This window comes from Nocardia sp. NBC_01327 (assembly GCF_035958815.1).
Classification (GTDB): Bacteria; Actinomycetota; Actinomycetes; order Mycobacteriales; family Mycobacteriaceae; genus Nocardia.
The window spans coordinates 7,334,706-7,354,368 of record NZ_CP108383.1 but is presented as its reverse complement, the minus strand read 5'-3'; the positions used below and the strand labels follow the sequence as shown (position 1 = coordinate 7,354,368).

Annotated in this window: 19 protein-coding genes and 1 other RNA gene; 11 read left to right on the top strand and 9 right to left on the bottom strand. The window is 68.1% G+C overall.

Translation table 11 applies throughout. The annotated features are described in order from the left end of the window. Positions 1-56: 56 nt before the first annotated feature. Both OG326_RS33995 and ald read left to right on the top strand, forming a co-directional pair. Entirely contained in the window at positions 57-845 is a 789-nt protein-coding gene (locus tag OG326_RS33995) for an MBL fold metallo-hydrolase (RefSeq protein WP_327141216.1), read from the top strand. Between the two features lie 173 nt (positions 846-1,018). Next, positions 1,019-2,128 carry an alanine dehydrogenase gene (gene ald / locus OG326_RS33990; protein WP_327141215.1) on the top strand — a complete coding sequence of 370 codons (1,110 nt, stop codon included), beginning with the start codon at positions 1,019-1,021 and terminating at the stop codon, positions 2,126-2,128. 73 nt (positions 2,129-2,201) lie between these two features. On the opposite strand, the gene sigJ is transcribed toward ald, so the two are convergent. From sigJ to OG326_RS33970, 4 genes are all read right to left on the bottom strand, one after another. After that, positions 2,202-3,152, bottom strand: coding sequence for an RNA polymerase sigma factor SigJ (gene sigJ / locus OG326_RS33985; RefSeq protein ID WP_327141214.1), 951 nt, complete (start codon positions 3,150-3,152; stop codon positions 2,202-2,204). 114 nt (positions 3,153-3,266) lie between these two features. Beyond that, positions 3,267-4,286 carry a cobalamin biosynthesis protein gene (locus tag OG326_RS33980; RefSeq protein WP_327141213.1) on the bottom strand — a complete coding sequence of 340 codons (1,020 nt, stop codon included), beginning with the start codon at positions 4,284-4,286 and terminating at the stop codon, positions 3,267-3,269. 255 nt (positions 4,287-4,541) lie between these two features. Then, positions 4,542-5,438 carry an SURF1 family cytochrome oxidase biogenesis protein gene (locus OG326_RS33975; protein WP_442791077.1) on the bottom strand — a complete coding sequence of 299 codons (897 nt, stop codon included), beginning with the start codon at positions 5,436-5,438 and terminating at the stop codon, positions 4,542-4,544. Positions 5,439-5,455: 17 nt separating this feature from the next. Further along, on the bottom strand, positions 5,456-5,947 hold the full coding sequence (locus tag OG326_RS33970; protein WP_327141211.1) for a low molecular weight protein-tyrosine-phosphatase: 492 nt from the start codon (positions 5,945-5,947) through the stop codon (positions 5,456-5,458). 415 nt (positions 5,948-6,362) lie between these two features. Here OG326_RS33970 and cobC point away from each other — a divergent pair, with 415 nt between their 5' ends. Beyond that, entirely contained in the window at positions 6,363-7,412 is a 1,050-nt protein-coding gene (gene cobC / locus OG326_RS33965) for an Rv2231c family pyridoxal phosphate-dependent protein CobC (RefSeq protein WP_327146664.1), read from the top strand. Between the two features lie 56 nt (positions 7,413-7,468). Further along, entirely contained in the window at positions 7,469-8,608 is a 1,140-nt protein-coding gene (locus OG326_RS33960; RefSeq protein ID WP_327141210.1) for a Nif3-like dinuclear metal center hexameric protein, read from the top strand. Between the two features lie 103 nt (positions 8,609-8,711). Here OG326_RS33960 and OG326_RS33955 read toward each other — a convergent pair whose 3' ends face one another. Then, entirely contained in the window at positions 8,712-9,155 is a 444-nt protein-coding gene (locus tag OG326_RS33955; RefSeq protein WP_327141209.1) for an OsmC family protein, read from the bottom strand. Between the two features lie 156 nt (positions 9,156-9,311). On the opposite strand from OG326_RS33955, the gene OG326_RS33950 reads away from it, so the two are divergent. Further along, a complete protein-coding gene (locus OG326_RS33950; RefSeq protein ID WP_327141208.1) occupies positions 9,312-10,049 on the top strand; it encodes a zinc ribbon domain-containing protein in 738 nt (245 codons plus the stop codon). A 448-nt stretch (positions 10,050-10,497) separates the two neighbouring features. Further along, on the top strand, positions 10,498-11,943 hold the full coding sequence (locus tag OG326_RS33940; RefSeq protein WP_442791076.1) for a bifunctional RNase H/acid phosphatase: 1,446 nt from the start codon (positions 10,498-10,500) through the stop codon (positions 11,941-11,943). An 83-nt stretch (positions 11,944-12,026) separates the two neighbouring features. Here the strand turns inward: OG326_RS33940 and OG326_RS33935 are convergent, their stop codons facing one another. Continuing rightward, the gene (locus tag OG326_RS33935; RefSeq protein ID WP_327141207.1) at positions 12,027-12,914 is read right to left on the bottom strand and encodes an alpha/beta hydrolase; all 888 of its coding nucleotides are present in this window, start codon (positions 12,912-12,914) and stop codon (positions 12,027-12,029) included. Positions 12,915-12,944: 30 nt separating this feature from the next. Between OG326_RS33935 and rnpB the strand changes: the two genes are divergently transcribed. The 5 genes from rnpB to OG326_RS33910 all read left to right on the top strand — a co-directional run bounded on the left by rnpB (position 12,945) and on the right by OG326_RS33910 (position 17,177). Then, positions 12,945-13,369, top strand: an RNA gene (gene rnpB, locus OG326_RS33930) — RNase P RNA component class A. An 84-nt stretch (positions 13,370-13,453) separates the two neighbouring features. Continuing rightward, positions 13,454-14,347: a slipin family protein gene (locus tag OG326_RS33925; RefSeq protein WP_327141206.1), complete on the top strand. Its 894-nt coding sequence runs from the start codon at positions 13,454-13,456 to the stop codon at positions 14,345-14,347. A gap of 419 nt (positions 14,348-14,766) precedes the next feature. Beyond that, entirely contained in the window at positions 14,767-15,099 is a 333-nt protein-coding gene (locus OG326_RS33920; protein ID WP_297619372.1) for a hypothetical protein, read from the top strand. A gap of 30 nt (positions 15,100-15,129) precedes the next feature. Further along, positions 15,130-16,602, top strand: coding sequence for an RNB domain-containing ribonuclease (locus OG326_RS33915; protein WP_327141205.1), 1,473 nt, complete (start codon positions 15,130-15,132; stop codon positions 16,600-16,602). Beyond that, positions 16,599-17,177: a Uma2 family endonuclease gene (locus OG326_RS33910; RefSeq protein ID WP_327141204.1), complete on the top strand. Its 579-nt coding sequence runs from the start codon at positions 16,599-16,601 to the stop codon at positions 17,175-17,177. The genes OG326_RS33915 and OG326_RS33910 overlap by 4 nt, the downstream gene beginning before the upstream one ends. A 10-nt stretch (positions 17,178-17,187) precedes the next feature. Here the strand turns inward: OG326_RS33910 and OG326_RS33905 are convergent, their stop codons facing one another. From OG326_RS33905 to OG326_RS33895, 3 genes are read right to left on the bottom strand one after another with little or no spacing between them, the layout of a single operon-like run. Further along, positions 17,188-18,153 carry a CHAD domain-containing protein gene (locus OG326_RS33905; protein ID WP_327141203.1) on the bottom strand — a complete coding sequence of 322 codons (966 nt, stop codon included), beginning with the start codon at positions 18,151-18,153 and terminating at the stop codon, positions 17,188-17,190. Continuing rightward, a complete protein-coding gene (gene pip / locus OG326_RS33900; protein WP_327141202.1) occupies positions 18,154-19,110 on the bottom strand; it encodes a prolyl aminopeptidase in 957 nt (318 codons plus the stop codon). After that, on the bottom strand, positions 19,110-19,586 hold the full coding sequence (locus OG326_RS33895) for a hypothetical protein (RefSeq protein WP_327141201.1): 477 nt from the start codon (positions 19,584-19,586) through the stop codon (positions 19,110-19,112). The genes pip and OG326_RS33895 overlap by 1 nt, the downstream gene beginning before the upstream one ends. Positions 19,587-19,663: the final 77 nt, after the last annotated feature.

The following is a 19,663-nucleotide window of genomic DNA, read 5'->3' as shown; positions in this document are numbered from 1 at the left end:
ATACGCGGCCTTCGGGCCACTGTTGGCGGGTGCCGGGGACGGGCAGACTTCGTGTCATGACGAACACGATCGACCGCACCGCTTCCACCACCGTCGACCTCCTGCACATCGGCGGCCCCACCGTGCGCTTCCGCTATGGCAACCTCACCTGGCTGACCGATCCCACGTTCGACGAGCCGGGCGACTACCCCTCCGGCCCCCTCGTCCTGCACAAGCTGACCGGCCCCGCCATCCCCGCCGATCAGGTCGGCCCGGTCGATGTGGTGCTGCTCTCGCACGATCAGCACTCCGACAATCTCGACCCCGCCGGCCGCGAATTCCTGACCACCGTCGAGCGGGTGCTGTCCACTCCCGATGCCGCCGGGCGCATGGAAGGCGTTCAGGGACTGCGGAACTGGGAATCGGTGACCATCGGTGACGTGACGGTCACCGGCGTGCCCGCGCTGCACGGCCCCGAGGGTGCGGAAGCGCTCTCGGGCGTGGTCACCGGCTTTGTGCTGCAGGCCGCCGAGCTGCCGACCATCTATGTCTCCGGCGACAATGCCTCCGTCGATCTCGTCGAGCAGATCGCGCAGCGCATCGGCCGCATCGATATCGCCCTGCTCTTCGTCGGCGCCGCGAATGTCGACCGCTTCGGCGACAGCGACGTGACCCTGAACGGCCGCAGCGCTGTCCGCGCCGCCGCCGCCCTCGGCGACGCCGTGATCGTCCCGGTCCACGGCGAAGGCTGGGGCCACTTCTCCGAAACCCTCGACTACCTCGCCCGCAATTTCGCCTACGCGGGGCGCGCCGCCCAATTGGTCATCCCGGTCGCAGGTGAAATCCTCGCGGTAGCCGCCCGATAGCCGTCGCGTGACACCGGGATCCTCCGTAGTCCCGGGATGCTTCGGCCGGGATCCACACCGGCAGTTCTTCTGGGGATTCGGTGAATTCCAGCTGACGCTGCTCCGGTTGCACGGCAGAAGTCGAGCCGTGGCGGTGATGGCGGCGGCCGGGTGCGTGGGACACCATGACGGGTATGCGAATCGGTGTGCCACGGGAGGTCAAGGAACAGGAATCTCGGGTCGCGCTGACCCCTGCCGGGGCCGGGGAGTTGGTGCGGCAGGGACATGAGGTGGTGATCGAGGCGGGTGCCGGCCTCGGCTCCGGATTCGTGGATGCCGACTATGTCGGCGCCGGGGCGCGAATGCTGGCCACCCCCGATGAGGTGTGGGGTGCGGCCGAGCTGGTCCTGAAGGTGAAAGAGCCCATCGCCCAGGAATATTCGCGCATGCGGTCCGGGCAGGTGCTGTTCACCTTCCTGCATCTGGCCGCCTCGCGCGAGTGCACCGAGGCGATTCTGCACTCCGGAATCACCGCCATCGCCTACGAGACCGTGCGGGCGGTGGATGGTTCGCTGCCGCTGCTCGCGCCGATGAGCGAGGTCGCCGGAAAGCTGGGCACCCAGGTCGGCGCATATCAACTGATGTCACCGCAGGGCGGGGAAGGCGTCCTGCTGGGCGGGGTGCCCGGTGTGCGGCCCGCCGATGTGGTGGTGCTCGGGGGCGGGGTGGCGGGCAGCAATGCCGCCGGGGTCGCGGTGGGCATGGGTGCGCGAGTCACCGTGCTGGACACCAATATTCCGCGACTGCGCGCGCTGGACGTGCAGTTCGGCGGGCGCGTCACCACCATCGGATCCAATGCCGCCGAGGTCGAGAAGGCGGTGCTGGCAGCGGATCTGGTGATCGGCTCGGTACTGGTGCCGGGTGCGCGTGCGCCGAAGCTGGTGCCCGATACCCTGGTCGCCCGCATGCGCCCGGGTTCCGTGCTGGTGGATATCGCCATCGACCAGGGTGGGTGCTTCCAGAGCTCACATCCGACCACGCATGCGAAACCCACCTTCCGCGTGGTGGATTCGCTGTTCTACTGCGTCGCCAATATGCCGGGAGCGGTGCCGCACACCGCCACGGTCGCGCTCACCAATGCCACGCTCCCGTATGCCCGCGCCATTGCCGATCTGGGCTGGCGCGCCGCATGCGATGGCGATCCCGGTCTGGCGCAGGGACTTACGGCCGATGCCGGGCAGCTGTATTCGCCGGAGGTCGCGGCGGCCCACGGTCTGCACCCCGTCGGCCGGGCAGCGCACTGAGGGCGTAGCCCATCGGACGAACAGCGGGCCCGCCACCGGATCGAACTCGGTCGCGGGCCCGCTGCTGCGTGGATCAGCTGTGGTCGCCCAGCGTCCAGTCGGCGTCGGCCTCGGTCGGAAGATTGTGCAGCTTATCGGGATTGCGCACCACATCGATATTGGTGATGCGGCCGTTGTCGATGGTGAACGAGAGGACGCCCAGGAATTTGCCGTCGAATACCACCAGGCCCGGACGGCCGTTGACGAGCACCGAACGGCCCCATGCCCCACCGGTTTTCGTCATGAACTGCTGGAAGCTCACCAGCGTCTCCGCGACCGAACCCGAACCGTGCAGCGGATGCAGGAAGGCCTGCACCTTGCCGCCGCCGTCGGAGGTGAAGGTGACGTTCGAATCGAGCACGCCCAGCAGGGCGCTCAGATCGCCCGAGCGCCAGGCCACCGAGAAGGCCGACACCACCTGCTCGTGCTCGGCCGGATCGGCCGGGAAGCGCGGGGTGCCCGACTCCACATGCTTGCGCGCGCGAGAAGCCAGCTGGCGCACCGCCGCCGGGGTGCGGCCCACCACCTCGGCCACCTCCGGGCCGGTCATGCCGAAGACATCCTGCAGGACGAATGCGGTGCGTTCGGCGGGGGAGAGCGATTCCAGCACCACGAGCAGCGCCGTGGTGACGCGCTCGTCCTGGGTGACGCGGTCGGCCGGATCGTCCCAATTGGTGATCTCGGGTTCGGGCAGCCATTCACCGACGTACTGCTCCCGCCGGGCGCGCGCGGAACCCAGATGGTCCAGCGCCAGACGCCCGGTGACGGTGGTCAGCCAGGCGCGCAGATTCTCGATCTCGGCGCCGTCCGGGCTGGTCTCGTAGTAGCGCTGCAGCCGCAGCCACGCGTCCTGCACCACATCGTCGGCATCGCTGAGACTGCCGAGCGTGCTGTAGGCGACCCGGCGCAGATATCCGCGATGCTCCTCGAATCGGCGCGCCAATTCGTCCTGACCGGGTGCACTGGGCCGTTCGTCGCTGCTCATTGTCGCCTCACCGTTCGTTTTCACTCGCCCGTCCGGACGATCACTCACCCAACCGACGACACAGACGCACCCACTGTGACATTGCCGCGTTGCCTCGCGAGCGCCGGGCCGGATTCAGCGACGGCTGAACGCAACTGCGGCGGCTGCCAGCACGGTGGCCAGCTGCACGGCCTCGGAGAGCCGGACCGCGCGGCGCAGATCGCGCACCCGAGGGGCCGGACCGTCACCGAGCGTGGGACGCATTTCGATCCCGTGCCGGTACTGCGTGAGCCCGCCGAGCTGCACCCCGAGCGCACCGGCCATAGAGGCTTCCGCCACACCGGCATTCGGGCTGGGATGCTTACCGCCATCGCGCCGCCACGCCCGCCACGCCTCGGCGGGCCTGCCCCCGACCACCGGCGCGAGCACCGTGGTGACCACGCCCGCCACCCGCGCGGGCCCCAGATTGGCCACATCATCCGTGCGAGCCGCGGCCCACCCGAACCGCCCGTACCGCTCATTGCGATACCCGACCATCGCATCGAGCGTATTGATCGCCCGATAAGCCAGCAGCCCCGGCGCCCCCGCCACCGCACCCCAGAACAGCGGCGCCACAGTCGCATCCGAGGTGTTCTCCGCAATCGACTCGAGCGCGGCCCGAGCCAGCCCATCCGCATCGAGAAACTCCGGATCCCGCCCGCACAGCGAAGGCAGCAACTCCCGCGCCCCCGCGATGTCCCCCGCTTCCAGCCGATCCGCCATCTCCCGCCCCGTCCGCGCCAGCGTGGTCCCACCGAGCACAGTCCAGGTAGCCGCCGCCGTCAGCAGAATCTCGCCCACCGCCCGCCCAGCGCCACCCCTCCCGGCATTCGCGCCGCCGAGGGCCATCCCCGCCGTGTGAGACCGATCGCGCCCGGCCCGCCGCGGCCCGCGGACCGCCCGCCGAGCCCCGATTCCCAGCCCCGTGACCGCCCCGACCAGCAAAACCTCGTGCATCACCCCGGCCCCGCGCCCATCCCGGTACGTCACCTTCTCCAAAGCCTGTGCCGCCGAACCGAACCCGGCCACCGGATGCCCCCGCCGCGGATCTCCGAGCACCCGATCCATGGCAGCTCCCACTACCAACCCGGCCGCGACAACAGTCCCCGTACGCACTCGGCGAGGTTATCCACCCCACGCCCGTCCGATTCCACCGCCCTCACGGATCACCGGAAACGCCCCTAACAGCCAGAAGTCGCTGGATTCCGCTACGACCGGCTCTTGGAGGACCGGTAGCGCCGGTATGCGGCGGAACAATGCATGGCTGGGCGGTACAACCTCTGTGAGGTGTGTGTGGTTGAGACAGAGGCTGTTTCGCTGCGTGGAGCTGTGTGCCCGGCGATCGGTGGGCGTGCTGCGCGCTGGGCTGCGTCAGCGGCGGGTGTCGCCGTAGCGGCTGGCCAGGCGAGCTTCGTTGGTCGGGGGTTTGGGGGCGGGAGGTGGGGTGGGGGTTTCGGGTGTGGGGGTGGTGGGGTCGCCAGTGGGGATTGGTTGGTCGGCGGGGGCGGCTTCGGCGCGTTCGCGGCGGCGGGCGCGGATTTCGGCGAAGACGAAGTAGCCGAGGCCCAGCGGAGCCATGATGCCGAAGGCCAGCCATTGGAGGCCGTAGGAGAGGTAGGGGCCGGCGTCCAGCTGGGGGAGGTCTACGGGGGTGAAGGCGCCGGGCTGGTGTTCGTCGAGCTGGAGGTAGCCGCCGCGGGCGTTGGTCGGGAGGGGGGTCAGGGGGATGCCGAGGACGGTCGATTCCTGCTGGGTGTCGATCGAATAGACCTGGCGGTAGCCGTCTCCGGTCATGGGGGGCTTGGAATCGATGATGCCTTCGGAGGCCCGGACGCGCGCTTCCAGATGCTGCGGTCCGGCGGGCGCGTCGGGCACCCGCGGGGTGCCGGAGCCATTGACGGCGGCCAGCAGACCACGGTCGATGAGGACGGTGCGGCCATCGTCCAGTTTGAAGGCCGAGAGCACCGAGAACGCGGGCGCGGAGCCGAGATGCTGCAGGCGCACCAGCAGAGTCGATTCGGGGACATAGCTGCCGCTGGCGGTGACCCGCCGCCATTCGGTGTCCTTGGTGGACCCGCTGAGCAGTGTGCCCACATCGATGGGCTCGGCATGCACCGAATCGGCAATGCGCTGATTACGCGCGGAGGTGGTGGTGTTCTTCCCCAGCTGCCACGGCGCGAGCACCGTGAAGCACAGGTACGCGAAACCGGCGACCACGGCGGCGAGGATCAGCCAGCTCGGTCGCAGCAGGAAGGTGAAGCGGCGCAGCAGTGCGGTTTTCGAGCTCATGCGCGATCGCCCGCACCGAGCTGTGCGTGTACCCATTCCAGCAGTCCCGGCATCGCCGCCTCGATCTGTTCGCGGACCAGCACGAAATCGGACTGGTCGCCGTAGTAGGGATCGGGCACGTCCGGCCCGTCGGCGTCCGGATCGAAGCTGCGCAGCAGTCGCCTTCGCTCCGAGGGCACACCCAGGTGCGCCAGCGCCCGCTCATGCCCGGAATCCAGCGCGACCAGCAGATCCGCGTCCAGATGATCGTCGCCGATCACCGCCGCGGCATGCCCGGCCGGATATCCGTGCGCCCGCAATTCGGCGGTCGTGCGCCGATCCGCCTCGTCGCCGACATGCCAGCTCCCGGTCCCGGCGCTGCTCACCCGCACACGATCGGCCAGACCCGCCCGCTCGAGATGCGCCGCGAAGATCTTCTCGGCCATCGGAGAACGGCAGATATTGCCCGTGCAGATGAATGTCACATGCAGCTCGCCCACGACAGCCATTCTGTCCGGTGACCCCCGAGCCCGGCCACGTAGGGTGTTCGCTGTGCCGCAGAACACGGCGGAAAGCCGCGACCCAGACCCCGCCGCGAGCCGTGCCCCGGCCCGCGCGACCGGTCTCGCCGCCGGCACCGCCCCGATCTCCGCGGACATGACCCCCGCCATCGCCGAGACCGGTGCGGCGGACACCGGTGCTCGCCGTGAGTCCGCCGATGCCGTGGGCGGCGAGTCGGCATCCAGCCCTAGGGACAAATCGGACGGCGCTGCGAGCGCCCCGATCGTCGCCGCGGCCTCTGTGGTGGGCGGCGAGACGGTCTCTGCCTTTGGGCGAACATCGAACTCTCCCGAAAGCAGCGACCGGATCGTCACTGCGAATACAGCGCCCGTGGTGGGCGGCGCACTTGGGAGCGAACCGACGGTGGGGCCGGGTCATGACGAGAGTTCTGTCGACTACTTGAAGCTGCGGCATCACGGGGATGTCGAGGCGTATGCCGGGATGGTCGACTTCGCGGTGAATGTGCAGGGGAGTGCGCCGCCGGAGTGGTTGCGGGAACGACTGGCGGGGCGGCTCGGGGAGCTGGGGCGGTATCCGGATGCGGGGGAGGAGCGGGCCGCGCGGGAGGTGGTCGCGGCGCGGCACGGGCGGCGGGCCGAGGAGGTGCTGCTGCTGGCGGGTGCGGCGGAGGGTTTTGCGCTGCTGCCTCGACTGGGGTCGAAACTTGCCGCGGTGATCCATCCTTCGTTCACGGAGCCGGAACTGGCGCTGCGCGAGGCCGGGGTTCCGGTGGCGCGAGTGGTGCTCGAGGCGCCGTACACGCTGGGTTCGGCGCAGGTGCCGGAGGCGGCGGATCTGGTGGTGGTGGGCAATCCGACCAATCCGACCTCGGTGTTGCATTCGGCGGCGAGCCTGCGGGCGTTGCGGCGACCGGGGCGAATTGTGGTGGTGGACGAGGCTTTCGCCGATGCCGTGCCGGGTGAGCCGGAATCCCTTGCGGGAGAATCATCTTCCGATGTGCTGGTGCTGCGCAGCCTCACCAAGACCTGGGCGCTGGCGGGATTGCGGTGCGGATACCTGCTCGGCGACCCGGCGCTCCTGGCGCGGTTGAATCATGGCCGCCCGCACTGGCCTTTGGGCACACTGCAATTGGAGGCGATCACCGCCACCGGCACGCCCGCGGCGGTCGCCGAATCGCGGCGTCGGGCCGAGGCGATCGTCCTGCATCGTCGCGCTATGATCCCGCGACTACGCGAACTCGGTATCGACGTGCACGAACCGGCGCACGGGCCTTTCCTGCTGATCCGGGTCCCCGATGCCGAACTGTTGCGAAAGAAGCTTGCCGACAAGGGAATTGCGGTCCGCCGCGGTGATACGTTCCCCGGATTGGAAACGGGATTCCTGCGCGTGGCGGTACGCCCGGCCGAGGACGTCGATCGGCTGGTCGCGGCTATCCGGGAAGTCGGTCTGTGAATCACCCGCACTGCGGGTGACATTGGTGAATGGGTCTCGGAGGAGGTTCGGTTGTGGTGACGGCGAGCTCGCGGACGGTACGACTTTCCGATGTCATGGCGGCATTGGATGCGGCATATCCGCCGCGGCTCGCCGAATCGTGGGATTCGGTGGGACTGGTCAGCGGTGATCCGGCCGATTCGGTCGGGCGCGTCCTGTTCGCCGTGGACGCCACCGCCGCGGTGGTGGACGAGGCGATCGCCTGGGGCGCACAGGCATTGGTCGTGCACCATCCGCTGCTGCTGCGCGGGGTGGATACGGTGGCGGCGAGCACCCCGAAAGGCGCACTGCTGCACCGGCTCATCCGCTCCGGGTGCGCGCTGTTCACCGCGCACACCAATGCGGACTCCGCGGATCCGGGAGTCTCGGACGCACTCGCGGCCGCCATCGGAGTGACGGTGACCGGGCCACTGGAGCCGAAACCTCTTGCCGCCCTGGATACCTGGGTGGTGATGGTGCCGACTTCCCATGCCGAGGCGGTGCTGGACGCCCTCTTCGCCGCGGGTGCGGGCGCGACCGGGAATTATCGGGACAGCGCCTGGCGTGCGGAGGGCATCGGTCAGTTCCGTCCCATGGAGGGCGCGAATCCGACCCTCGGAGCGGTCAGCGAACTGCACAGTTCCGAGGGCTACCGCCTCGAGGTGGTCGCGCCGCCCGCCCGGCGGGCGGCGGTGCTGGCGGCCCTGCGCGCCTCCCACCCGTACGAGGAACCGGCCTACGACGTGACCGAGCGCGCGAAGCTGCCGTCCACCTTGGGGATCGGGCGGGTGGGCGAACTCGCGGAGCCGGAGACGTTGCGCGAGTTCACCGCTCGCGTGCGAGCCGGGTTGCCCGCGACCACCTGGGGTGTGCGGGCCGCGGGTGATCCCGACCGGATCATTCGCACGGTGGCGGTGTGCGGCGGCGCGGGTGATTCGTTCCTGGACACCGTCGCCAGGCTCGGCGTTGACGCGTATGTCACCTCGGACCTGCGCCACCACCCGGCCGATGAACATCTGCGTGCCGGTGGGCCCGCACTGATCGACGCCGCCCACTGGGCCACCGAATTCCCTTGGTGCACACAGGCTGAGGGAGTCGTGCGCGCGGCATTGCCGGGGGTGGAGACGCGGGTGTCGGGCGTGCGGACGGATCCCTGGAGTATCGGCGCTGCTGAGTGACACCGGCCTGAGCGTGAGTGTGACCGGCCTGAGCGGTCGAAAACCGCCGCAGACCGTCAATATTTGACGCCCTGCCGCGAAAATTGACCGCTCAGGCCGGATTTCACGCCCCGGCGACAATCGTCGGCTCGTGCCCCACCGGGAAATTCACCGAATTGGCGATGAAGCATTTCTTGTGCGCGTCCGCATGCAATCGCTCGGCAGTCTCGAGCATGCCGGGCTCGGTCACCGTGATGGCAGGGCGCAGGGTGACGCGCTGGAATCGCTCGTCGTCCATGGTCCCGATCGCGCTGTCGCGATACTCGGTCACCACCACCCCGGCCTCGGCGCACAGATGCAGATACCAGAGCATGTGACACTCCGACAGCGCCGCGACCAGCAGCTGTTCCGGATTCCACCGGCTCTTGTCGCCGCGGAATTTCGGATCGGCGGTCCCGGGAATCGGCGGGCGACCGGGTGCATTCACCTCATGGTCGCGTGAGTAGGAGCGGTAGCCGGTGGTCGCGCCCGACCACGTGACGTCGACCTCATATGTGTGCTCTCCCATGCACCGACCCTGCCATATTTCCCCCGTCACGCGCCCGGGGATTTCCGGCCTTCACGATCGAATGTCCAGCTAGATGCGGGGTTGGCCGATCGGGCCTGTTCGGGCGGGTACGCTGGCAGTCTTGAACCGTCCATAGCGTCCAGGAGACACTCCGCGTTGAATGCCGAACCTTCGATCCAGTCCAAGCTGCTCGACCTCGCCGCTGTCGACGCCGAGCTGACCCGGATCGAGCATCGCCGCAAGGTGCTGCCCGAGGAGCAGGAGGTGCAGCGGCTGGAGACCGAGCGGACATCCCGCAAGGACGCGGCCGTGAAGGTGCAGATCCTCATCGACGATCTGGACCGCGATATCCGCAAGCTGGAGGGCGAGATCGACGCCGTCCGCAAGCGTGAGGATCGCGACCGCACCATGCTGACCTCCGGTTCGGTGGGCGCCAAGCAGCTTTCGGAGCTGCAGCACGAGCTCACCAGCCTGGAGCGCCGCCGCAAGGTGCTCGAGGACGACGAGATCGATGTGATGGAGCGCCGCGAGGCCGCCGCCGCCGATCACGCGCACGCCGGCGCCAACCTCGACCAGGCCGAAACCGATCTGATCGACGCCCAGCGCCGCCGCGACGACGCCGTGGCCGATCTGGCCGTGGCCCAGCAGCGCTGCAATTCCGACCGCGACGCGCTGTCCACGTCCTTCCCCGCCGACCTGATCGCCGCCTACGAGAAGCAGCGCGCCTCCACCGGCATCGGCGCCGCCCTCCTGCAGGCCCGCCGCTGCGGCGCCTGCCGCATCGAAATCGACCGCGGCGAAATCTCCCGCATCACCCAGACCGCCCCCAACGTGGTCGTCCGCTGCCCCGAATGCAACGCAATCCTGGTGCGCACCAAGCACTCCGGCCTCTGATCGACGAAGGCCACCGCCAACCTGCCGCCAGGTCTCCGTCCGGACTCCGCCGCACCCGGACATAACCCGCCTCGGCGATCAGCTGAGCCGGTTCGGTGCGCCGCATGGTCGAAGGCGCCGAGGTGCTCGATTCAGGACTCGAGCACCGGCGGGAGCTGTGCGGCATGGCGGTCACGTGTCCGACTGTGGGACGGGTGCGCCGAGGTCCTCGCGGCGCGACTCGAGCCACCTGCCGGAGCTGCCGGCCGACCTGCAATCCGGGGCGGTGGTCGTTGCCGACTATGGTCGCTCGCAGAGAGCGCGGAACCGTCCGCAGCGGTGCTCGGCTCGTGCCGGGTGGGCGGCGTGGGACAGTGCAGGGTGCGGCGATCGATTCGGGCATGCGGCTCGGCGGTGGTGTCGTGGTTGCGGTAGCGACTTCCAGACCTATGGAGGGTGTGTAGCGGTGGTGGACAAGGTGATCATCGAGGCCGATGGCGGGTCGCGGGGGAATCCGGGGCCGGCCGGGTACGGCGCGGTGGTGTGGGATGCCGATCGGCAGCAGGTGCTGGCCGAGCGGAAGGAATTTCTCGGGGTCGCTACCAATAATGTTGCCGAGTATCGGGGGTTGATCGCCGGGCTGGAGGCCGCCGCCGAGTTGGGGGCGCGTGAGGTTTCGGTGCGGATGGACTCCAAGCTGGTGGTGGAGCAGCTGTCCGGGCGCTGGAAGGTCAAGCACCCGTCCATGATTCCGCTGGCCGATCGCGCGCGCCGACTCGTCGCCGGATTCGACCGGGTGAGCTTCGCCTGGATTCCGCGCGCGGAGAATTCACACGCCGACCGCCTCGCCAATGAAGCCATGGACGACGCGCCCACCGTCGACGAGGTGCGCACGGCACTGCTGTCACCGGCCGACCTCGCCGTGGAATCGGCACGCGCGGAGGCATTCTCGTCACCGATCGACACCGCCTCGAGTCCCGCTCGAGCGGCCGCGGGATCATCGGCCGCACTCTCCGCCGACGCGGGATCATCGGCCGCACTCTCCGCCGACGCGGGATCATCGGCCGCACTCTCCGCCGACGCGGGATCATCGGCCGCACTCTCCGCCGACGCGAGATCATCGGCCGCAACCTCCGCCGACGCGAGATCATCGGCTGCAACCTCGGCCGATGGGGGATCGTCGGCTGCAACCTCGGCCAACGCGGGATCATCAGCCGCAGCCTCGTCCGATGCTGGATTGTCGGCCGGCGCGGGATCGGCATCAGGCGCTAAGGATTCGGCGCCTGGCTGGACCGGGGCGATGGGGAAGCCGACGCGTTTGTTGCTGCTGCGGCATGGGCAGACGGAACTGTCGGTGGAACGGCGCTATTCGGGCCGGGGTAATCCGCCGCTGACGGAGTTGGGGCGCGCACAGGCGGCCGCGGCCGCGAAAATGCTTGCGAACAAGGGGAATATCGCCGCGATCGTGTCCTCGCCACTGGGCCGGGCACGGGAGACCGCTGAGGCGGCCGGGCGGGCGCTCGGCCTTCCGGTCCGCGTCCTCGACGGCCTGATCGAGACGGATTTCGGTGCGTGGGAAGGACTTACCTTCCCCGAGGCAGCCCAGCAGGATCCGGAACTGCACGCCCGCTGGCTGGGCGACCCGTCGGTGCCCCCGCCCGGCGGTGAGAGCTTCGACCAGGTACGCGAACGCATCGAAGCCGTCCGCCGAGACCTCGTCTCCCTCTACCCGGGCGCGAATGTCCTTGTCGTCAGCCACGTCACGCCGATCAAGATGCTGCTGCAACTGGCCCTGGGCGTAGGCCCGGAAATCCTGTACCGCCTACACCTGGACCTGGCATCCCTCTCAATCGCCGAGTTCTACTCCGACGGCGGCTCCTCAGTCCGCCTCGCCAACGACACCTCATACCTCTAGGCCCCCACCGCCTTTTCGCCGAGGGGGCTCTGGTGGTGGCGACACGCCGCAGCGTGCCACCACCAGAGCCCTCTCGATGAGATCTACGGGCGGAGCACGGCGGTGAGGAATTCCGTCTGGTCGTAGACGGCTTTTTCGAACCAGTCGTCGAAGTAGATGTCGAAGTGGCCGATCGGGTACTGCTTGACGACTGCGTGCTTGGTGCGTTCGGCGGCGCGGAGGGTGGGACCGGCGGGGGCGACGCTGTCGTTATCGCAGATCGCGTAGAAGACCGGGGCCTTGATGTCTTTGGTGTGCCGGGCCGGGGCGTCGAACAGGGTCGACATACCAACTCGGGCAGGTACTTTCGGCCGGTAGTGGGTGCTCTCCTCGGCCAGGCGGCCGAACCCCTCAGGGACATCGGCGGCACTCATCAGGGCCGACGAATGCCGCTTGCCTGCCAGCCGCGCTGAGATCGGCCGGCGGATGATCGGGCTCACGATCAGATCCGTGAGGGCGAGCGTCCCGGTCTTCACCAGGCTGATCGGGCCCTTCGCCATGGCGGAAGCCCAGCCGCTGGTGAACGGGCACTGCGCGACCACGGCGGCCAGGTAGTGGTCGTCCGGCGCTACGGACAGCGCGTGCCCGCCACCGAACGAACTGCCCCACAGCGCGATTCGCGTGGCATCGATACCGCGAATCGTGCGCGCGTAGGCGATTGCGGCATGCCAGTCGGCCCGCTGCTTGCCGATATTGATGACCTGCCGCGGTTCACCCCCGCTCGCCCCGAAATGCCGATAATCAAAGGCCAGCACCGCGATTCCGGCCGCGGCGAAGCGCCGCGCATACCGATCGAGTCCCATTTCGCGATCCGCCCCGAGCCCGTGTCCCATTACAACCAGCGGTCGCGGCCGCATCGGCCCATCCGGCATATACAGCCACCCCGCGCACTGTTCCCCACCAGAAGGGAACCCCACCTCGACACGCTTCATGACCCGTTACCGTACCCTGGTGCGCGCGGACGAGTCGGTCGGGCGGCCGCGGTGATGGGAACGGGCATGCGAATGCCGCCGCCCGTCGCCGAGGAAAGTCCGGACTCCACAGAGCAGGGCGGTTGTTAACGGCAACCCGGGGTGACCCGCGGGACAGTGCCACAGAAAATAAACCGCCGGCGGCGTGCTCGCGAGAGCGCAATGCCGGTAAGGGTGAAACGGTGCGGTAAGAGCGCACCAGCGTGCCGGGTGACCGGTGCGGCTAGGTAAACCCCGCCCGGAGCAAGGTCGAAGGTCGCACTCGCGAGAGTGCGGCTGCGCAGGTGCCTGAGGGCTGCTCGCCCGAGCCTGCGGGTTGACTGCTCGAGGCACCCGGCAACGGTGTGTCCAGATGGATGGTCGCCACCCGGTGCTCGCACCGGGGACAGGATCCGGCTTACAGACCGACTCGTCCGCCCCTTTCGGTCATGATCGCGCGGTGCCATGATGGTGGTGGGCTGCGGCCGGATACCCGTGGCACGGTGGGAAATTGGCGCGCAATGGACATTCTGTCTGTGCTGATCGCAGTGATCGCAATTCTGTTCGTGGTGTCGGGGCTGGTGCTCGCCTCGGGGGTTCGGGTGATCGCCCAATACGAGAAAGGCGTCGTCTTCCGGCTGGGCCGGGTACGCGCGGTGCGAGAACCGGGTATGCGCATGCTGATTCCGGGCGTGGATCGCATGCGCAAGATCTCCACGCAGGTCATCACCATGCCGGTGCCCGCGCAGGACGGCATTACCCGTGACAACGTGACCGTGCGGGTGGACGCGGTCGTCTACTTCCGGGTCGTCGATCCGCTGCGCGCGATTATCGAGGTGCAGAACTATCTGTTCGCCATCGGGCAGGTGGCGCAGACGTCGTTGCGCTCTGTCATCGGCAAGAGCGATCTGGATGATCTGCTGTCCAATCGGGAAGAGCTCAATAAGGGCCTGGAGATCATGATCGACAATCCGGCGCTGGGCTGGGGTGTGCACATCGATCGGGTCGAGATCAAGGATGTGGCACTGCCGGATTCGATGAAACGCTCCATGTCCCGGCAGGCCGAAGCCGAGCGTGAACGCCGCGCCCGCATTATCTCCGCCGAGGGCGAACTGCAGGCGTCGCAGATGCTGACCGATGCCGCCACCAAGATGGCCGAGGCCCCGGGCGCACTGCAACTACGCCTGCTGGAAACGGTTGTTCAGGTTGCGGCGGAAAAGAATTCGACGCTGGTGCTGCCGTTCCCGGTCGAGCTACTGCGCTTCCTGGAGAGCAGCACCAAGGCCAATGAGCGTGCGGCGGCTGCGGACTCGGCTGCGGAAGTTGTCAGATCGCACCAATCGGCGATAGCCGATGGGAATGAAAAAGCGTCGCAACCGCGGGCGGCCGGCCCCGGTGCGATCGAAGAAAAATGATGAGGAGCAAGACCATGTCCGTACTGATCCAGCCGTTGGCGGTAATCGTGCTGTTCGTGATCGCCTACCTGTTCAAACTGCTGTCCACCAAGTACCCGACCGGATTACGCAGCGAGTAGCCGCCGGACCGGCGGGCGATAACCACCAGGCACGCAGGAGATAGCTGCTGTCCGGCGCGGCAGAGCGGCGTGAGCTACACCGCTTTGCCGTACGGGTGCGAAAACCGCCGAGTTGGACAACAATGACAGCGCGTCGCATGGCGTGTATCGGCGCGGCTCGGCGTGTCGACTGGGTGATTGACCCGGGACTGGCACCAGACGTGATCGACGTCATAAAGTGTGCGCGTTGGAATGTTCCGTTGCGGCCATGCAGCGGAGCAAAGGGTGTTCAACAAACGTCGGAAAGCAGGTCTCGTCTATATGCGAATTGCTCGCAAACTGGCAGCCGGTGCGATTCTCGCCGCTGCCGCCTCCGTCTCGGTTGTGCTTGGCTCCGGTGCCGCTTCGGCTCTCGTGGTGACTCCGCTTCCGGGCGGGGTGCAGGTGGATCTCTCCCCGGCGGATACCGCCTGGGTCGCGAGTTCCCACATCGGGCAGGCGATTGCGGGCCTGCCGCATCCGTCGGCCGCGTCTTTCGGTGAGTCGCTGGATTCCGCCGCCGCATTGTCGACGGAGTACCCCAACGGCCGCGTGGTCTTCACTGTCTACGGTCCGTTCGATCAGTTGAACGGCACGATGCTGGCCCTGCAGTAGGTCCGGGCTGAACTAAACCCACCCACCGCAGTGGAATTGCATCAGCGGATCGTGTCGGCGCCGGTTGACTTCGGCGCCGTCCGAACCGAATTCGGATTGGCCTCGGACTATCCGTCCGAGGCCGTTTCGGAAGCCCGCAGCGCTCTCGACGCGTTCGCGGGCGCCCGGGTCGATCGCCGGGATATCCCGCTGGTGACCATCGACCCGCCCGGCTCGATGGATCTGGACCAGGCGCTGGCCCTGCAGCGCACTCCGACCGGGTTTCTGCTCTACTACGCGATCGCCGATGTCGCCGCCTTCGTCACTCCCGACGGGCCGCTGGCACGCGCATCCCTGGCTCGCGGCCAGACCTTCTACCTCCCCGACGGCACCGTGCCGCTGCACCCGCTCGTCCTGTCCGAGGGGCGGGCCAGCCTGCTGCCGGATCAGGATCGCCCGGCGGCGCTGTGGACCATCGAATGCGATGAAAATGCCGAGCCCCAGCGGTATTCGGTGACGCGCGCCCTGGTGCGCTCCCGGGCCCGCCTGGACTACGCCGGCGTGCAGGGTGATGCCGAGGCCGGTCGACTGCACCCCTCGATTGCCGCGCTCCCCGAATTCGGCCGCCTGCGCATCGAGGCCGGCATGCGGCGCGGCGCGATCTCGCTGCGGCTGCCCGCCCAGAGCGTGATCCGCGACGGCTCCGAGGCCGACGGCCGCAATCACTGGCAGCTGGTCATCGAACCGCGCACCGCCGCCGACGACTGGAACGAGCAGGTCTCACTGCTCACCGGCATGTGCGCCGCGCGAATCATGCTGGAATACCAGGGAACCGATCGCCTCGGCCTGCTGCGCACCATGCCGCCGCCCGCCGCCGCCACCGTCGAATCCATGCGCCGCACCGCCGCCGCGGTCGGAGTCGCGTGGCCCGCCGCCGAATCCGTCGGCCGCATGCTGGCGAGCCTGGACCCCAATACCCCCGCCGCCCTGGTCCTCATGTCCGAGGCCACCAGCCTGCTGCGCGGCGCCTCCTACACCCTGCTCGACCATCAGCCCCCGGACACCCTGCAGCACAGTGGAATCGGGGCAGCCTACGCACACGTCACCGCACCCCTGCGCCGACTGCCCGACCGCTACGCCACCGAGATCTGCCTCGCCCACTGCGCCGGAACCGAAGTCCCGCACTGGGTCCGCGACGGCCTGGTCCCGGTCGTCGACTCCATGCGCCGCAGTGACGCCATCGCAGGCAAACTCGAACGCGCCTGCATAGACCTCACCGAAGCCACCCTCCTGGCCCCGCGCCTCGGCACCGACTTCGACGCCGTAGTCCTGCGCGAAACCAACGGCAACCGCACCGCCGAAATCTTCGTAGCCGACCCACCCGTCCTCGCCAAATGCACCGGCACCCCACCCGAAGGCCAACACGTCACCGTCCGCCTCACCACCGCCGACCCCACCACCCGCACGGTAACCTTCGCCTTCCCTGCCTTACCTGCGCCTTCGGTGACATACTCGGAGCCATGACCGTCGAGCCGTTTCCGCAGTGGCTGCGTCCACCGACTGGGGGATTCGTCGCCGAGGATCTAGATCGCCTGCCCGACCTGCCTCCGCACACCGAATTGATCGACGGGAGTCTCGTCTTCGTGAGCCCGCAGGCGCAGTTCCACGTATTGGCGATCACTCTGCTGGACGGTGCATTGCGCCAGTTGGCCCCGGCGGCGATTCGTATCCGTCGCGAGATGACAGTCACCCTCGACAGCAATCAGCGCCCCGAGCCGGATGTCATCGCCATACACGCGGACCGAGTCGGCGGGCCCGAACTGACGACGTACCAGGCCGAGGACGTCGTGCTGGCGGTAGAAGTCGTCTCGCCGGAGTCGCGCACCCGCGATCGGGAACGCAAACCGCAGCTCTACGCCAAAGCGGGCATACCGCATTTCTGGCGAGTGGAGAACGTGGACGGTCGCCCCGTCGTGTACGTGTACGAGCTCGATCCCGCGACCAACTGCTATGCACTCGCAGGCATCCATCACGATCAGTTGCGATTGACCGTGCCGTTCGACATCGACATCGACCTCCGCAAGATCGATAGCCTCTGACGACCGTGCTCTACAGGGCGTGGTGGTCCAGGAATTCTGTGGTGGCGGGGTATTGCTCGAGGGCTTTGGCGGCGGCGGCTTCTTCGGCGGCGCGGAGGCGTTGGTAGCCGGGTTCTTCGGAGGCGGAGGCGTGGGTGTGGAGGGTTTCCAGGCCTTCGACGGCGTCGCGGTGGTCGCCGAGGACGGTCTGCAGCTTCTTGGCCTTGCGGCCCAGGTCGGCGGCGGGGTCGCCGAGGACGGCGGTCGCGGCTTCGGAGGCGTAGCGTAATCGCTTGGCGGCCTTGCGGATATCGTGCAGGTGCTCGATATGTTCGTCGCCCGTGGCTTCCGGTTCGGTGCGGACCAGGTCGCGGAGCTTGCGGAAGTCGTGGTGCAACACATCGGTGAAGAGGTCGGCGGCGGGTTTGCTCGCCTTGCCGCGCAGCGGGGGATCGGCGAGTAGCGCCGACAGATTGTCCAGCAGGGTGCGGTAGCGGGGGGTATCGAAGGCCTCCACTGCGGCCTTGTGCGCCTCGGCATACTTGTCGCGTTGCTCGGCCACCAGTTGTGCGCCGAAAGTACTTCCAGCAGCGGGCTTCTCGGCCGCCGGTGCTGACTTCTTACTACCGTTCGAGGAAGCAGCCTTCCTGCGGCCGGCCGCGGGCGCCGACTTCTTGCCGGTCGGTGCGGACCCGTCGTCGAAGAGTGCGCCGTTCTCGCCGAGCAGCGCTTCGAACTGGTCGGCGCGGACCTCGGCGTCGCGGGCCACGCCGAGTAGTCCTGCCAGCCAGCGCAATTCGTCGCTGAGCTCGGTGACGGGGCGGCGGGCGAAGGCGGGGCGGTAGGAGCGCAGCAGGCTGCGCAGGCGGCGGGTGGCCACGCGCATCTGGTGGACCGAGTCCGGAAGGTCCTGGCGGACTTCGGGTTCGGCCACCCGCAGCCGGTCCACGTCGGCGGCGAGGGCGTCGACCAGGGCGGGACCGGCTGTGGTGTTCATTTACGTCCTATATTTATCGGTGGCCTCGACCAGATGGTGCGTGATGCCGGGTTCGGCGGCGGCGTGACCGGCGTCGGGTACCAGGTGCAATTCCGAATTCGCCCAGGCCCGATGCAGATCCCAGGCGCTGACCGCCGGGCATACGACGTCATGACGGCCCTGCACGATCACACCGGGAATATGCGCGATGCGGTCGATATCGCGCAGGAGCTGCCCCTCGTCGAGGAAACCACGGTGGTGGAAGTAGTGGTTCTCGATGCGTGCGAAGGCCAGCGCGAACCGCGGATCGGCGGTCTCGGCGACACGATCCGGTTGGGGCAGTAGGGAACTCGTGGCGCCCTCCCAGGTGGACCAGGCGACGGCGGCGTCGGTGGCGATCTTCTCGTCAGGGGAGTGCAGCAGCCGGTGATAGACCTCGACCAGATCGTCGCCGCGATCGGACTCGGGCACCGGCGCCAGGAACTTCTCCCACTCATCGGGGTAGACGTACCCCGCAGCGCCATTGTAGTACCAATCGATTTCCTTGCGGCGCAACAGGAATATCCCGCGCAGCACCAGCTCGGTCACCCGATCCGGGTGGGTCTGCGCATACGTCAGCGCCAGCGTCGAACCCCAGGACCCGCCGAACACCTGCCAGCGCTCGACCCCGAGATGCGTGCGCAGCGCCTCGATATCGGCCACCAGATTCCAGGTGGTGTTGGACTCCAGGCTCGCCCCGTCCGCGATATGCGGTGTGGACTGCCCGCACCCGCGCTGATCGAACAGCACGATGCGATACGCGGCCGGATCGAAGAACTGCCGATGGAACGGCGCGGTGCCGCCCCCGGGCCCGCCGTGCAGGAACACCACCGGCTTCCCGTCCGGGTTCCCGCTGACCTCCCAGTACAGCTGCTGACCGTCACCGACATCGAGCATTCCCTGCTCGTACGGCTCGATCGGCGGGTACAGACTGCGCATCAGCCCACCAGCCCCGCAGCCAGATTCGGGATCTCGAGCGCCGAGATCGCCTGATCGCGAACATCGGAGCAGCTCTTGGTGGTGACCCGGTCGAGCACCTCCTTGTCGCCGAGCACCTTGAGATTGATGCCGCCATTGCGCAGCGCCCACTCGTGCACGGACGCATTCAGCGAGATCTTGCCCAGCGTCGGCCCCTGCACCCGCCAGTCCGACAGCTGCGGACGCAGCATGTCGCACAGCTGCTTTGCCGCGTCATCGGAGACGGTGACCTGCTCCCCCTGCGCCTGGGTGGTGGATGAGCTGGTGGTCGGCGCGCCCGATTTGGTGGTGAGCGGTGCGGAAGAGCCCTGCGGCTGCGACGATCCGCTGGTCGTGCTGCCACCACAGGCGGCGGTCAATGCGAGGACCGCCGCCGTGGTCACGAAAAGCGGCGCGCGCCGAACTAGGCGAGTGCTGGTCAGGCGGCGTTGCGACATAAAGTTCCCTTTGGTCGTTCGAGCTCGTTGTTTCCGAGTCTGCCACCAAACTGTGATGGTGGTCTGTGAAGACCGTA